The organism is Acinetobacter sp. 8I-beige, from assembly GCF_902505955.1.
Classification (GTDB): domain Bacteria; phylum Pseudomonadota; class Gammaproteobacteria; order Pseudomonadales; family Moraxellaceae; genus Acinetobacter; species Acinetobacter johnsonii.
The window spans coordinates 153779-170214 of sequence record NZ_LR732792.1 but is presented as its reverse complement, the minus strand read 5'-3'; the positions used below and the strand labels follow the sequence as shown (position 1 = coordinate 170214).

General features: G+C 43.6%; 14 protein-coding genes. 3 read left to right on the top strand and 11 right to left on the bottom strand.

The window, feature by feature from the left end; translation table 11 throughout:
- Positions 1-10 precede the first annotated feature (10 nt).
- Together GVX98_RS11160 and GVX98_RS11155 are read right to left on the bottom strand one after the other, a co-directional pair.
- Positions 11-667, bottom strand: coding sequence for a 3-oxoacid CoA-transferase subunit B (locus GVX98_RS11160; RefSeq protein WP_159128100.1), 657 nt, complete (start codon positions 665-667; stop codon positions 11-13).
- A 13-nt stretch (positions 668-680) separates the two neighbouring features.
- Positions 681-1361: a 3-oxoacid CoA-transferase subunit A gene (locus GVX98_RS11155; protein ID WP_004981409.1), complete on the bottom strand. Its 681-nt coding sequence runs from the start codon at positions 1359-1361 to the stop codon at positions 681-683.
- A 280-nt stretch (positions 1362-1641) separates the two neighbouring features.
- On the opposite strand from GVX98_RS11155, the gene pcaU reads away from it, so the two are divergent.
- The gene (gene pcaU / locus GVX98_RS11150) at positions 1642-2466 is read left to right on the top strand and encodes an IclR family transcriptional regulator PcaU (protein ID WP_004981412.1); all 825 of its coding nucleotides are present in this window, start codon (positions 1642-1644) and stop codon (positions 2464-2466) included.
- A 79-nt stretch (positions 2467-2545) separates the two neighbouring features.
- Here the strand turns inward: pcaU and alr are convergent, their stop codons facing one another.
- From alr to GVX98_RS11110, 8 genes are all read right to left on the bottom strand, one after another.
- Positions 2546-3772 carry an alanine racemase gene (alr, locus tag GVX98_RS11145; protein ID WP_004981415.1) on the bottom strand — a complete coding sequence of 409 codons (1227 nt, stop codon included), beginning with the start codon at positions 3770-3772 and terminating at the stop codon, positions 2546-2548.
- A gap of 56 nt (positions 3773-3828) precedes the next feature.
- On the bottom strand, positions 3829-5328 hold the full coding sequence (locus GVX98_RS11140) for an amino acid permease (protein WP_004981418.1): 1500 nt from the start codon (positions 5326-5328) through the stop codon (positions 3829-3831).
- A 403-nt stretch (positions 5329-5731) separates the two neighbouring features.
- Positions 5732-6709, bottom strand: a complete 978-nt coding sequence (gene astE / locus GVX98_RS11135) for a succinylglutamate desuccinylase (protein ID WP_159128099.1) — start codon at positions 6707-6709, stop codon at positions 5732-5734.
- Positions 6710-6730: 21 nt separating this feature from the next.
- Complete coding sequence (astB, locus tag GVX98_RS11130; RefSeq protein ID WP_159128098.1) at positions 6731-8071, bottom strand: N-succinylarginine dihydrolase; 1341 nt, start codon at positions 8069-8071, stop codon at positions 6731-6733.
- Positions 8072-8094: 23 nt separating this feature from the next.
- Complete coding sequence (gene astD / locus GVX98_RS11125) at positions 8095-9564, bottom strand: succinylglutamate-semialdehyde dehydrogenase (protein ID WP_159128097.1); 1470 nt, start codon at positions 9562-9564, stop codon at positions 8095-8097.
- The gene (gene astA, locus GVX98_RS11120) at positions 9564-10595 is read right to left on the bottom strand and encodes an arginine N-succinyltransferase (protein WP_159128096.1); all 1032 of its coding nucleotides are present in this window, start codon (positions 10593-10595) and stop codon (positions 9564-9566) included. Before astA ends, astD begins: the two co-directional genes overlap by 1 nt.
- A 13-nt stretch (positions 10596-10608) precedes the next feature.
- Positions 10609-11826, bottom strand: coding sequence for an aspartate aminotransferase family protein (locus GVX98_RS11115; protein WP_004981428.1), 1218 nt, complete (start codon positions 11824-11826; stop codon positions 10609-10611).
- A 77-nt stretch (positions 11827-11903) separates the two neighbouring features.
- Entirely contained in the window at positions 11904-13178 is a 1275-nt protein-coding gene (locus GVX98_RS11110; RefSeq protein ID WP_171065411.1) for a Glu/Leu/Phe/Val dehydrogenase, read from the bottom strand.
- A gap of 203 nt (positions 13179-13381) precedes the next feature.
- Here GVX98_RS11110 and GVX98_RS11105 point away from each other — a divergent pair, with 203 nt between their 5' ends.
- The gene (locus GVX98_RS11105; RefSeq protein ID WP_004981435.1) at positions 13382-13804 is read left to right on the top strand and encodes an Lrp/AsnC family transcriptional regulator; all 423 of its coding nucleotides are present in this window, start codon (positions 13382-13384) and stop codon (positions 13802-13804) included.
- Between the two features lie 50 nt (positions 13805-13854).
- The gene (locus GVX98_RS11100; protein WP_159128095.1) at positions 13855-14544 is read left to right on the top strand and encodes a hypothetical protein; all 690 of its coding nucleotides are present in this window, start codon (positions 13855-13857) and stop codon (positions 14542-14544) included.
- A gap of 432 nt (positions 14545-14976) precedes the next feature.
- Here GVX98_RS11100 and GVX98_RS11095 read toward each other — a convergent pair whose 3' ends face one another.
- Positions 14977-16425, bottom strand: coding sequence for an NAD-dependent succinate-semialdehyde dehydrogenase (locus GVX98_RS11095; protein ID WP_159128704.1), 1449 nt, complete (start codon positions 16423-16425; stop codon positions 14977-14979).
- Positions 16426-16436: the final 11 nt, after the last annotated feature.

Sequence of the window (16436 nt, the reverse complement as noted above, 5' to 3'; positions counted from 1 at the left end):
ATTCATTCCTTTAATTGACTTGCGTCGCATCCACTAAAGTTGCACCGGTCATTGCCTGCAATTCTGCAAAGCTTAAGCCGTGGACTTTCTCAATCACTTTTAAACCCTCTGCAGTGACATCAATCACACACAGGTCGGTGTAAATACGATCGACACACTTCAAACCTGTCGCTGGATAACTCAGTTCAGCTACGATCTTTGGTTCACCTTGTTTGGTCACATGGTCGGTGGTGATAAACACTTTCTTGGCACCGACGGCTAAGTCCATCGCACCACCGACCGCGGGAATCGCATCGGGTGCACCAGTATGCCAGTTGGCCAAGTCACCATTGGCTGCCACTTGAAAGGCGCCAAGGACTGCAATATCTAAATGACCGCCACGCATCATGGCAAAAGAATCGCCATGATGGAAAAAGGCACCGCCTTCGAGCATAGTCACATATTCTTTACCCGCATTGATCAACTCAGGATCTTCCTGACCTTTTTCAGGTGGTGGACCAAAAGCCAATAAGCCATTTTCAGAATGTAAGAAAACGTCTTTGTCTGAAGGCAGGTAGCTGGCAATCTTGGTCGGTAAGCCAATCCCAAGATTGACATACGCACCATCTGGAATATCTTGTGCCACACGTTCTGCAATTTGGTTACGGCTGAGTTTTTGATAGCTCATGATGTTCTCCCGATTACACAGCAACAGGTTCAGGTTGAACCTGCACCACGTGTTGAACAAAAATACCTGCGGTGATGATGTGTTCAGGGTCTAAAGCTCCTAAGTCCACCACTTCAGACACTTGGGCAATGGTCACGCCTGCGGCCATCGCCATAATCGGGCCGAAGTTACGTGCCGATTTGCGGTAGACCAAGTTACCCCAACGGTCGCCTTGCTGCGCTTTAATCAAAGCGAAGTCAGCTTTGATTGGATATTCCAGTACATAATCTTTACCGTCGATGTGACGGGTTTCTTTGCCTTCGGCTAATAATGTGCCGTAGCCAGTTGGGGTAAACACAGCACCAAGTCCCATACCTGCGGCTTGAATACGACAGGCCAAATTGCCTTGAGGCACCAGTTCCAATTCGATTTTGCCTGCACGATAGAGTTCATCGAAGACCCAAGAGTCGGACTGACGTGGGAACGAACAGATGACTTTTTTCACGGTACCAGCTTTGAGCAGCTTGGCTAAACCATAGTCGCCATTGCCAGCATTGTTGCTGACGATGGTTAGGTCTTTAATGCCAAGTTGAATTAAGCCATCGATCAGTTCAGCAGGTTGTCCTGCTGTACCAAAACCACCAATCATGATGGTTGAGCCGTCGGTGATTTGGGAGAGCACTTCCGCGAGGGATGCCACGCTTTTATCTATCATTAGATAACTCCATTGTGCATCATGCAAATTTGAAAAGGCGCGGAAAACTAACTTATACTGGAGGTATGATTCAGCTAAAACCACATTCCCTAGTTTTTTAGTTCGATTTCCTTATCTGTTCATTTTTTATAATTTCTCCGCTTTGGGATAGATAGTGACCACAGGTTTTGTTCGATGATCGAACAAAATACCTATATATCGAACAAAACCTGATTATTTCACTCTGATTTCACGTTATAGTAAAAATAATGAAGAAATAAAAATGGATAAAGGGAACACGATGGAAGAAGCAACTGAGACAAGAGAAAAGTGTCTTCAACACAAAGACAATAAAAAAACCATTCGACATGAAGATTTTGTCGCAGGGATCAGTAAAGGTATGGCCATTCTCGACAGCTTTGGTACTGACCGACATCGTTTAAATATCACTATGGCAGCAGAACGCACAGGCATGACCCGTGCCGCAGCGCGACGCCATTTACTCACCCTTGAATATTTAGGCTATTTAGAATCTGATGGTCATTATTTTTATTTAACTCCTAAAATTCTTAAGTTTTCAGGGTCTTACTTGGGTGGAGCACATCTTCCCAAAATTTCTCAGCCTTTGCTAAACTTGCTCACCAATCAAACCTCACTCATTTTTTCCGTTATGGTTCTAGATGGTTATGAAGCCATTACCATTGCACGCAGTGCCGCGCACCAGCAAACGGATCGTGTCAATCCTTATGGTCTACATTTGGGAAATCGCTTACCTGCACATGCAACATCGGCAGGCAAAATTTTACTGGCCTATCTAGATGATCAGGAACAATATGAATGGCTGAATCAGTATCCACTACAACGCCTAACCAAATATACCCATACCAACAATGAAACATTTCTGGCCTTATTGCATGAAATTCGAGAGCAAGGTTGGTGTTATTCATGCGAGGAACATGAATTGGGCGTACATGCCCTTGCCGTTCCGATTTATGGGCAACAGTTAAAAGTGGTTGCAGCCTTAAATATTGTTTCCCCTACCATGCGCACAACCAAAGAGTATTTGATTCAACACATACTGCCGTTACTACAAGAAACCGCACGCGAATTACGTAATATTCTTTAACTGTTCCACCTTCGGCATAACTTTATTTAATTTCATGCTGTACACACTTCAGCACGTACAGCATTTTCTGTTGAAAATATTATTTCACCACAACTTTTGGATTAGAGTTACCCCACATGATGTATACATCTGCCAGCAAAGCGCCATTGTATTCTTCCAAATCACTTTGCTTCACTGTTGCACCCCCTTGTTCGCCAAACAAGACCACTTCATCATTGGCACGAATATCTGGAAAATCAGTGACATCCACCATAGTAGTATTCATGGAGGTGCGCCCGACTACAGGCACTTTATGCCCTCGAATCAATACATAGGCTTTATTACTAAACGCCCGTCGATAACCATCTGAATAACCAAGTGGTAAGTTCGCCAATAGTGAATCACGCTTCAAAGTATACGTTTGGTCATAGCCAACTGTTGTGCCTTTCAAATAGGCATTGACTGTTGCCACTTGAGTTTTAAAGGTCATCAGCTTTTTATATTCAACTCGATCTGGAAGGCTGTCACCATAAATCACACCGCCTGCACGTACCATATCTAGGTGTGACTCTGGAACCGTCAAGGTCGCAAAAGAATTTGCGGTATGTAAAGTCAGTGCTTCTCGCTTTAATTTGGCTTTTTTAATTATCCAATCCGTTTGCTGGTTAAAGACAGCCAAACGTTCACGCACATATTGTTCATCTTCCACAGCATAATGCGTCATGATGCCCACCAGCTTTAAATTTGGCAGTTTGGTCATGCGTAGCGCTTGCTGTTTACCTAGTGCACTGTTCAGCTCTAAACCGTTTCGATCCATCCCCCCTGCATTTAAACCCAAATGATACGCAAGGGTTAAACCTTGTTGTTTTGCCCATTCTGACAGGCGCTGTGCTTGTTCATAGTTCCCCAACAACTCTTCCATGTTTAAGGAAGCAGCATTTTGGATTTCTTGGTCAGTCGCAGCACGTAGTCTTAACAGCCTTCCCTGATAACCAGACTTGCGCACCATCGCGGCTTCAGCATTACTGGTAATGCCAACACAGGGCACATTGAGCTTAATAATACTCGGCATCAACAGTTCAATCCCGTGACCATAAGCATCGGCTTTCATAACCGCACAAATCTGGCTTTTGTCCTGTAGCTGCTGTTGTAAGGTCTGAATATTCTGCTCAAAGGTCTGCACATTAATTTCGACCCATGCATTGGCCTGTGGTGCTGCCACTTGTGTCGCTGAAAGTTGTGACGTCAATAACGGTGCGGCAAAACTGCTCTGTATATGTAGTAATCCTGCACCCAACATGCATGCCCAAAGTGTTGCTTTTTTCAAAATAAACCCCTCTGTTTTGCGATAAAAATAAAGGGGGAATATTCCCCCTCTGCTCCTTAATTATTTTCTGGCATTTCATCCTGTTCAATGCGGCGACCATGGGTCAAAATCCAGTTACGCTCAGCATATTTTTTCGTTTTATAGTAATAAGCAATACCCAGTCCAATAAACCAAAGTGGAGAGAACGCCAAAGAAATCATGGTGTCATGATCGAGCGCCAAAATCGCCACCACAAAGATTAAGAACAATAAGGTAAACCATGCCATAAAACGTCCACCCGGCATTTTATACGCCGACTGTTCATGCAGTTCAGGCGCTTTTTTGCGATAAGCCAAGTACGACAAAATAATCATGGCAAAGGTGAAAATACACAAAATCGAAGTGAAGGCTGAAATGATGATAAATGCCGTCATGACATCAGGCACGATGAACAAAATTGAAGTACCCACCACCACACAGAACATCGAGAACATTAAGCTCAATACAGGCACTTTGCTTTTCGACAGTCGAGCAAAACTTTTCGGTGCATCTTTTTCTACCGCTAAACCGAACAACATACGACTGGTGGCAAACACGCCGCTGTTCGCTGAAGACATGGCAGAGGTTGCCACGACAAAGTTGACAATACTGGCTGCTGCGGGCAAACCAATTAAAGTAAACATTTCAACAAATGGACTTTTGTCTGGAGAAATCTGCGACCAAGAAGTGACTGCGATAATACAAACCAAAGCACCGATATAGAACAATAAAATACGTAATGGAATTGAGTTAATCGCGCGTGGTAAAGCATGATGCGGATCTTTAGTTTCTGCTGCTGTGGTACCCACCAATTCAATACCGACAAAAGCAAATACTGCGATTTGAAAACCGGCCAAAAAGCCCGTTAAACCATAAGGGAACAGTGACTCTTTCTCGACCACATGGGCTAAAGACGCTTTCACACCATCTGGAGAGACGAAACCAATCGTAATTAAATAGACACCGACCAAGAGGAACATAATAATCGCGATAATTTTAATTAAAGCAAACCAGAACTCCACTTCACCAAACAGTTTTACCGCAACAAAGTTCAATAAAGTCAAAATGGCAATGGAGGTGAAGGCGGGTATCCATGCGGGGAGATCGGGATACCAAAACTGTGCATAACCGCCAATCACAATCACATCTGCAATTGCGGTGACAATCCAACTGAGCCAGTACGACCAACCTAAAAAGAACCCTGCCCACGGTCCCAAATAAGCCGTTGCAAAGTCTGCAAAAGATTTGTAATTGGTATTAGAAAGCAGTAACTCCCCCATCGCACGCATGACGAAGAAGAAGAAGAAGCCAATAATGAGGTAAGTTAAGATGATCGAAGTACCTGACACAGCGAGTGTCTTGCCCGACCCCATAAAAAGACCTGTACCAATCGCACCACCAATCGCAATCATCTGAATATGACGATTGGTCAGTGAGCGTTGCAGTTGTTCTTCCTCAACTGACTCGTAATGATGTCCACCCAGTAAATCACCTTCTAAGGGCTCTTTTTGTTGATGGGTCTGTTTTCCATTCATCATGTTTTTACTCCAATTTACAACCCAATGGGTGTAAATATGGGACTCAGATTTAGATAATTCCTTATTTCATCTCAGTCCAAAATTAAGCTACATATTATTTTTCAATAACATTAATTTTTATTATTCAGCACCACACTATTTATCTCGTTATGGCGGCAAAATAATACTCACACAGGCTGCAAAACCCATGCCTAATTTGGTTATTTAATATTAAAAAACAATAACTTAATAAAAAAACAACGCAAAATCATCCATCGATTATAAGTACCCTTATGATCGAAAGATGAAAATATTGAATTAATATTTTTCTCAATATCCATATATTCAATTCCATTGAAAATTAATTTAACGACTTAAGTTCGATAAACCACCATCATCACATTTAATAAATTGACTGAAATCATCAAAGATGAACCTCAGTTAATATCAGCCCTGCTCTTAATCCCTTTTTCACTTGAGTATTCGGAAATAAAATTCGAACCTGCTCAGGTGCAGTCACATACGGTTTGCCCTGTTGCAGAGCAATCACGGCATCGGTTTCGAACACGGAAAAATTAGGCGCAGAATCTACCAAATTAAGCTGGAAGTCATCTTCAGTTTTGATGATCGAATCAACGACTCGAAAAGTTTGAATTGCTTGTTTTTGACGTACAGGTAAGGCCTGCTCACTCACCACGGCGCGAAGCACATGATTAATCGCGGCGAAAGCCGCCAAATCATTTTGGCCAAAGGGTTTGGCATGACCAAGTTCGAGTGTCGAACTGGCTGCTTGAAACTGAGAGCTGCTAAAGTGCGTAAAGGTACGACCTACTGCATTGTGATACACCAAGGCATCCAGTTCCGCAGCTTTTAGGCTGTCCAGCATCACCGCATCATAGTCATGGGTTTGATAAGGAAATAAGGCAAAAGTCGGCAACAACGATGGGCGAATCGCAGTGTGCAAATCGTAATGATAGCGCCGTACTTGAGCTGAGCTATCATTAAAAAAAGCGGTGACGATCTGTTCTAAGACCGCCACCCGTTGCGCTTCAACTGTATCGGTAAATTGTTGATAGGCCCCGCAGAACATGCGGTTCATATCATTTTCAACATAACGTTGCCCTGTGCGAATCGCGATAGGGTTACCTAAAATCAGTAATAACTTAACCTTGAGCTCTAATGCCCCTGCAAACAAATCTTGACTCAGCTGCGCCAACAACTCGATTGGCGCAGTTTCATTGCCATGCACACCCGCGGAAAGCACGACCGCTTTTTCATAAGCCTGTTTCGGCGTAAAAGATAAAACACCTTCAGCCAACCATTCCCAACAAAAATCATGCTGTACGCCATGCGCTACAGTCGGGACACGTTGTGCTAAAACATCACCTAGAAAATTTATCATCTGCTTTCCCTGCACGATTGCTTAACGTTGGAAGTGATACACCGAACCTAAGTTCAAAATTTGCGTCAGTTCATCTAACGCAGTACGGCTTTCAATCAGTAATTGCGGATCAGCCAAATCTTGCTGCGCCAGCTGGTCGCGGTAGTACTGATCCACCCACGTATTTAAACGGGTAAACAAGGCATCATTCATAAACAGGTTTGGATTGATGGCGTTCAGTTCTGCTTCATTCACCGCCACACGTAAACGTAAACATGCAGGACCACCGCCATTACGCATACTTTCACGTAGGTCGAACACCTTAATGTCATCGATCGGCGTACCCATTTGGATCATGTCGTTTAAGTAACCCCATACTGCTGGGTTTTGACGTGATTCTTCAGGCACCACAATGCTCATCCCGCCATCGGCACGCGTGAGCAATTGGCTATTGAACAAATAGGTATTTACTGCATCTTTCACTGAAACACGATGATCAGGCACTTCAATGGACACGAATTCTTGACCCAAGCGCGCCATTTTTTCGCGAATTTCTGACAATGCTTCAGATTGATGCAAAAATGCATGCTGATGGTGAAACAGGACGTTTTGGTTACTCACCGCAATCACGTCGTTGTGGAAGACACCTTGGTCAATCACATCGGGATTCTGCTGTACAAACACTGTTTGTTCCGCTTTGAGCTGATGTAAACGTGCCACTGCTTCACTCGCCTCACGCGACTGGCGTGCAGGATAGTGTTTCGGACCAATACCACCACCGAGGAACTGCTGACCATAGACAAACACTTGCACGCTGGCTTGATCATAAGCACCGCCTAAACGGTTATGGTTCGCCGCACCTTCATCACCAAACAAAGCCACAGGTGGCAGTGCTTCATGATGGGCGAAGTGACGCTCATCCTTAAACATGGCTGCCATCACGCGAGACGTGGTGTCATGCTCAATTGAACGGTGGAATTTGTTGTTCAAATTTGCCGCAGTAAAATGCACACGGCCATCTGCACTGTCCGCCGACGGTGAAACCGTTGCTGCATTGGCAGTCCACATGCACGATGCAGAACTCAAAGCGGATAATAATGCAGGCGAAGTTCGCATCGCTTGTTCAATTACACTGTGATCATCTCCACGGAAACCCAATTTGCGCAAAGTCGGGACATGTGGGCGTTCTTGCGGTGCAAATACACCTTGCTTTAAGCCCATGTCGGCCAAAGCTTTCATCTTTAACAGACCTTGCTTGGCAGCCAACTTCGGGTTGGAAAGATTATTTTGGTTTTTGGTGGATGCTTCGTTTCCGAATGACAATCCCGCATAGTGATGCGTTGGACCGACTAAACCATCAAAATTAATTTCATAGCCTGACATTTCTAAACTCCCTTTTTGTCGACTTACAGCACAATGCCTGGCGATAATTTTTCAGGTAGGCTTACCTGCTGACTTTCCAGTGATGCCATTGGCCATGCGCAGTAATCTGCTGCATAGAAAGCACTGGCACGATGGTTTCCTGATGCACCTACACCACCAAAGGGTGCAGCACTTGATGCGCCAGTTAACGGTTTGTTCCAGTTCACAATGCCTGCACGCGCTTCAATCAATAAACGATCAAACAGCTCACGGTCAGGTGAAACTAGCCCCACCGACAAACCGAATCGAGTGCCATTCGCTAGTGCCAAAGCCTCATCGAAATGGTCATAACGATAGATACAGCTCAATGGGCCAAAATATTCTTCATCTGGCACATCGCTAACATGGGTCACGTCTAAAAGACCCGGACTTAATAAGCTGCTGTTGGCATCCGCTTGAGTCACAGGGAGCAGAACTTGAGCCCCTAAATCGATCAGGCGTTGTTGTGCTTGTAAAATTTGCTGTGCAGCATGCAATGAAATCACACCACCCATAAACGGTTGTGGCTGAGCATCCCACTGACCCACCACCAAGTTATGACTGACTTCAACCAGACGTTGAATGAAGGCATCGCCTACAGCACCATTTTTAATGATTAAACGGCGTGCACAGGTACAGCGCTGACCCGCTGAAATAAAAGCAGATTGGACGGTTAAGTTCACGACTGCATCAATATCGGTAATTTCATCGATAATTAATGCGTTGTTACCGCCCATTTCTAGAGCGAGAATTTTTTCTGGAGCACCAGCCAATTGTTTATGCAGGTGGTAACCCGTATTGGCACTGCCTGTGAATAGCAAGCCATCAATTTCATGCGACTGCGCAAGTGCCTCGCCTGTGCTACGGCCACCTTGCACCAAGTTCAACACACCTGCTGGTAAACCTGCTTCTTGCCATAATTTGACCGTTTCTTCTGCGGTCCACGGCGTCAATTCACTTGGCTTAAATACCAAAGTGTTCCCTGCAATCAGCGCAGGGACAATGTGACCATTGGGTAAGTGACCGGGGAAATTATACGGGCCGAATACAGCCAACACACCATGCGGACGGTGACGTAAAGACGCTGCACCATCTGACATTTCCGTCAGACTTTCACCTGTACGTTCGTGATAACCACGTACTGAAATCGCCACTTTACCAATCATCGACTGGACTTCAGTCAATGTTTCCCAAATCGGCTTACTGGTTTCACGACTAATAATCGTTGCAAGCTGTTGTTTGTTTTGTTCTAACAAGCTGGCAAATCGTTGAATAATTTCAAGGCGCTCAGCTAAAGGACGGCGTGCCCAAGCGACAAATGCTGCGCGTGCAGACTGACAAGCCTGTTCAACTTGCTCAGCTGTTGCTTCTGCACCATGCCAAATTGTGTCTTGCGTAACAGGATCGAGTTTGTCCCATGCTGCACCTTGCGCTGGAGACCATGTCCCGTTTATATATAAATTCCCTTGTGACATTATTTTTGCTCCATCTTATCTAAAGGCAACATACGAATGCTTTGCCCTGCTTGCACACCAAGGGCATGCGCTTGTTCTACCGTTAAACTTAAACTGTCAGACTCAGCCGCATGCTGAATTAAAATCGCGCGATAGTCTTGATAGCGATCATTCGCCACCAAATAACGCCCTGCACCTTCTGGTACGCTATCGACGATTTTAACGGCACAAGTGTGACTTTCTTTGACTGCACGCAGGCTACTGACTTCCGCTTCAAGCGTCGGGCCTGCATCAAAAATATCGACATAACCTTGGTAACACAGCCCTTCCGACTCCAACACACGAGAGGCAGGAACCGTCTGAGGATGCACCTGTGCAATCACTTGTTGCGCAGCCATCGGTAGTAAGTCGATATACACAGGAAAACGTGGCATCAACTCCGCAATAAAGACTTTTTGCCCAATACCACTGAGGTAATCCGCAGTCGAGAAATCCATATTGAAAAAGTGATGGCCTAAGGCATCCCAAAATGGCGAACGACCATTTTCATCCGAATAACCACGCATTTCTGCAATCAGCTTATTTTGAAAAGCCTGTTTGAAAGCAGCGATAAACAGAAACCGGATCTTTGACAGCAGTTTTCCATTTTGGTCTTTGCGGTACTCTGGGTCCAAAAACAGCGTGCAGAGTTCGCTACAACCAGTATGGTCATTGCTTAAAAACAGCGTATTTAAGGTTTTATAAACATTCAGAGTTTGTGAGGCATGGACTTGTTTACCCACATGGTAGTTATAGAAAGGCTCAGTTAAACCCACTGAAACTTCAATTGCACTGACACCAACCACACGTTGTAACAAGGTGTCTTCTAAGACAAATAAATAACCCTGCTCACTCGGTGTTGCCTGACCCACTAAGGTCTTTTGCGTGCGTGCAATACGAGCCGATAAGATCTCTTTATTTTGGGGTAAAGAAGTCAGGCCAATGCCAGACTTCCCCGCCAGAATGTAGATATCATCTAAATCTCGATGCTCTGCATGTCTAACAATCATCATAACCAGTGGCCTATCACGCGCCAACAAAGCGCGCGAGCGCACGTTCAAAGCGTTGTAAACCTGCTTCGATATCTGCTTCTGGAATAATTAATGATGGCGTGAAACGAACGACATTTGGACCTGCAACCAGCGCCAATAAGCCTTCTTCGCCCGCTAAAGTCACGATGTCTTTGGCTTTGCCTGCATATTCAGCTTTCAATACACAGCCGATTAATAAACCTTGACCACGGACTTCTTCAAATAGGCCATATCGTGCATTTAACTGGTTTAAACCGTCGGCAAAAATTTGCGCACGTGTGCGTACACCATTCAACACTTCTGGGGTATTGATCAAACCAAATACGGCATTGGCTACAGCAGACGCCAATGGGTTACCACCATAAGTCGTACCATGGTCACCCACCACAAACATGTTGGCAAACTTATCTGTTGTGATCATGGCACCAATTGGGAACCCACCGCCTAGTGCTTTGGCTGTAGTTAAAATGTCTGGGATCACATCAGTATTCATATATGCATATAAAGCACCTGTACGACCGACACCTGTTTGCACTTCATCAAAAATCAGTACCGCACCATGTTGGTCACACAGCTCACGTAAGCCTTTTAAAAATTCAGGACTTGCCGTAATTACACCACCTTCACCTTGAATCGGCTCAACAATCACCGCACACGTGTCTGCATCAATCGCTTCACGTACTGCGTCTAAATCATTGAATGGTAAATGGTGGATACCTTCTGGAAGTGGTGCAAAATCTTGTGAATATTTCGGTTGACCACCTGCCGTAACAGTAAATAAAGTACGACCGTGGAAAGCATTTTTAAATGCAATAATTTTATTTTTGCGTGCAGAGCCTGAAAGTAGGCCCACTTTGCGCGCAAGTTTCAAAGCCGCTTCATTGGCTTCTGCACCAGAGTTACAGAAGAACACTTTATCTGCAAAGGTGTTATCAACTAATTGTTTTGCAAGCTCAAGTACAGGCTCATTGGTATAACCATTGCCAATGTGCCAAAGCTTTTGACCTTGTTCGACCAAAGCTTTAACCGCCACAGGGTGAGCATGTCCAAGCGCATTGACCGCAATACCACCTGCAAAATCGATATATTCCTTACCTTGCTGATCCCATAAACGAGAACCTTCGCCACGCACAGGAATAAACTGAGCGGGTGCAAAAACTGGCACCATGTACTGATTAAAATCTTGGCGATTTGGTTGACTATTCTGGTTCATGGTTTGTTCGTCCTTAATAAATCTGATGTTGTTCTTTCTAATAATGTGGTGTGCCCCGAAGGGCACGGAACTTCCCCTTAACCTGGGAAAATTCCTCGTTCTTTACGTGCTTTTAAGATACGTTTACACGCCAAGATATATGCCGCTGTGCGGAGGCTGCACTGCTTTTCACTTGCAGTAAACCAAACGTCTTCAACTGCTGACATCATGAGTTTGTCTAAACGTTGGTTAATTTCTTCTTCTGTCCAGAAGTAGCTCGCCATGTCTTGAACCCATTCGAAGTAACTCACGGTTACACCGCCTGCGTTACACAGTACGTCAGGTACAATCGTGATTTGACGTTCTAACAGAATGTCTTCAGCATCTGGATACGTTGGACCGTTCGCACCTTCCAAGACTAATTTTGCAGTCAATTTTTGCGCACGTTCAGGCGTAATCTGACCTTCTAAAGCCGCTGGAATTAAAATATCCATTTCAACCGACCAGAACGCTTCGTCTTCAATTAAAGTCGCATCTGGGAAGCCTGCTACACCTTTATGAATCGCAACGTAGTCTTGTAACTGCTTAACGTCCATGCCTTCAGCATTAAAGATCGTGCCTGTATGGTCTTGTACACACACCACTTTCGCATTAGCTTTATGGAATAAGTAACCCGCTTCGCTACCCACGTTACCGAAACCTTGGATCGCTACACGGCTGCCTTCAAGTGCAAGATTGATTTTCTTAGCAACTTCTAAACCAGTAACAAATACGCCACGACCTGTTGCACGCACACGGCCTAAAGAGCCACCCAAGTGCACAGGCTTACCTGTCACAACACCTGTTACGGTATGACCTTTGATACTTGAATAGGTATCCATCATCCAACCCATAATGTCTGCATTGGTGCCTACATCTGGAGCTGGAATATCGACCTGTGGGCCAATCACTAGGCTAATTTCGCTAGTAAAACGGCGTGTCAGGCGTTCAAGTTCACGTGGAGACAATTTGCGAGGGTCTACACGAACACCACCTTTAGCGCCGCCATACGGTAAGTTTAATACCGCAGTTTTAATCGTCATCCACGCTGAGAGTGCCATGACTTCATTGAGTTCTACGTCTGGATGATAACGAATACCACCTTTACCCGGTCCACGCGACAAATTGTGCTGTACACGATAACCTTCGAAGTGCTGGATCGAACCATCGTCCATCACGATTGGTACATCAACAATCAAAGCGCGCTTAGGACGCTTTAAAGTATCGATGAATGGAATTAAGTCGTCTTCCAGATATGGCGCAACACGGTTAATCTGTGCAAGATAGGTCTGCCAAGCGCCACTATTGTCCATTTCATATGACAAAGACATGATGTTTCCCTTTGAAAATTTGGTGAATCAAATCCATTAAATAGATATGAGACATCACCCGCAGAACACATCGCCTCAGCTCGATGTAACGTTCATGTGAATACTGCTCAATATGCATAGTATGAAAAATCAAACTGCGCCAAAAAAGTTGTAATTTTGATTAAAATGAAATAAATTTCATCAAATTGATAACAGGAAAAATCAAAATGAATGATACGGACAGTCAAATCCTCGGCTTACTGCAAGACAATGCACGTATCTCGATTACCGAGATTGCCAACAAGCTTCGTATCTCTCGAAATACGGTACAAAAGCGTATTGAATATTTGGAAACCAGTGGCGTCATTACAGGCTATACGGTGCGGATTAAACCGGGGACTGAGAAAAATAGTATCCGTGCATGGATGAATATTATGGTCGAAGGCACCAAGACCAGTGCGGTGGTCAAAGAGCTCCGAATCGACCCTGCCGTGCATACCTTGCATAGCACCAATGGCAAGTGGGATCTGTTAGTAGAATTGAAATCTGACAGCTTAGAGAATTTTGATCGAATTTTAGAGAGAATTCGCAATATTTCAGGTATTTACAATACTGAAACCAGCATTTTACTTTCTACCTATAAAGTTTAAAGTCGATAAAGTGATACCACGTAAATTGCTGAATTTAAAAAGGATTTTTAATGAAATTATCATATAAAACAGCTCTTTTGGTGGCTTTATTATTAATGGGTTATTTAGTTGTAAGAATTTTTCTTTGGCAATATGAGGCATATAATGAGAGACGTGGTTACTGTACAGCAGAAGGAAAATATCTTTCAGAAGAAGAAAAATTGGAAAATTTGAAAGCAGATATAGTTGTTCAAGCTTTAGAAAAATGGATTAAAGATACGGAAGGAGAATATTATTCTAGAGTTTTTATTTCTGAATATGACTTAAGTGATAAAGAAAAGATTATTAATTTAATGAAAAAATCCAATATTAATAAATCATTTGAAGAAAATTTTGGGATAATTGCTGCAGGAACAGTATCTGAATATATTAGTAGACGATCATGTTTAGAAAATAATAAAAATTGTAATGATTATAGTAAGTCTAAAAATAGCCTGCGAGCGTTGTGGAAAAATGATAATACAGTTGATGTTGAATATTTAAAAAGCCTTAGCACAAGGTATTCGATAATTATTAGTGTGAAGGGGGGGGATAATGTATTGATATATCCATTATCAAGTATTGTAAAGGAAAAAGAAAAAAGCTATACAATGTCATACTATTCAATTTATAAATTTTGTTGTGATAATGAAATGATTGAAGAGATGACAGGACAAACTAATAGGAGTACTCAAAAAAAACAGCGGAACAGATCAAATTAGATTATAGTGAAATATTTGCTTTAAACCCAGATAGAATAGATGGTAAATATAGGGATAGTGTTTATGTTATGCAATTGTTTGGTAGCATAAGTTTCTATAAACCAGAAATTGTACAAAAATATGGATTATTTTGGAATGTGGCAAGTTTGAAGGGAGATACATATCCACGTTTTACAAATATGTTGATCTCAAGTTGTGGGAAAATTTCTAAAATAAAATGAATTAATTAGATTAAATATCTTTCATAAATCAAAAAAGTGATCTTATTGGGTTGATCCAATATTATCTCACATAACTATAAGTTTCAGGGTCAGACCAATATTAGACCTTGCAATATTTTAAAATAGATCGACTCTTCCCCAATATACACCCATAAAAAATCAGCCTTGAATGGGCAAGGCTGATTTTTTAACTGCTGGTTACTGGACTAATTTAAACAGATAAGTCCACACACATATATTTCATTTCAAGATATTCGTCGATACCAAATTTAGAGCCTTCACGACCTAAGCCTGACTGCTTCACACCACCAAATGGAGCCACTTCGTTTGAAATCGCACCTGTGTTGATGCCGACCATACCGTACTCAAGCGCTTCACCAACACGCCACTGACGTGCTGTGTTTTGGGTAAACAAGTAAGTTGCCAGACCAAACTCGGTGTCATTGGCCATTTGCACTGCTTCTTCTTCCGTTTTAAAACGGAACAACGGTGCTAATGGACCAAAGGTTTCTTCTTTCGCGACTTTCATCTCTTGCGTCACTTCGGTTAAAAGTGTCGGTTCAAAGAAAGTTCCACCTAGGCTTGAGCGTTGACCACCGGTTTTAACCTGCGCACCTTTACTGATGGCATCGGCGATATGCGACTGTACTTTTTCAATCGCAGCTTCATCGATCAGCGGCCCTTGGGTTGAAGTCTCAACTCGGCCATCACCCACTTTTAAGTTCGCTACAGCAACTGCCAGTTTTTCAACCAAAGCATCGTAAATACCGTCTTGTACATAAATACGGTTGGCACATACACAGGTCTGTCCGCTATTGCGGAACTTGCTGGCCATAATACCTTGTACCGCTTGCTCAAGATTGGCATCATCAAACACAAGTACAGGAGCATTACCACCCAACTCTAAAGACAGTTTTTTGATGGTTGGCGCACATTGTTGCATCAAGATACGACCAACTTGAGTTGAACCTGTGAAGCTCAACTTTTTCACCGTGTCGCTTTCACACAAGGCTTTACCCACTTCGCTTGAGACACCGCTGATGTGTAATAACACGTCTTGTGGCAAACCCGCACGTAGCGCTAATACTTCTAAAGCATAAGCGGTTAAAGGCGTCTGCTCAGCAGGCTTCACGATCATTGAGCACCCTGCTGCAATTGCAGGTGCTGCTTTACGTGTGATCATCGCCGCTGGGAAGTTCCACGGCGTAATCGCAGCCGTCACCCCAATCGCCTGTTTGATCACCAACAAACGCTGAGTAGCAACCGTTGGCATCAACACTTCACCATCGATACGACGTGCTTGTTCAGCAAACCAACGAATAAATGAAGCAGCATAGCCAATTTCACCGCGTGCTTCAGCTAAAGGCTTGCCTTGTTCAGCAGTCAAAATCTGAGCCAATGACTCTTTATTTTCCTGCATCAAATCAAACCAAGCCCAAAGTACATCAGCGCGTTGTAGAGCTGTTTGCGCTTTCCACGCAGTTTGTGCCTTTTGAGAGCGAGCGATCACTTGCTCAACTGACGCGCGGTCATGGGATTTCACCCATGCCAAGGTGTCATGTGTTGCGGCATCTTTGACTTCGATATAACCACCATTTTCAGGCTGATCAAAACGAATATCTGGATGCTGTAATAAATCTTTATATTGCGCTTGAAGCATAGTCATTACTC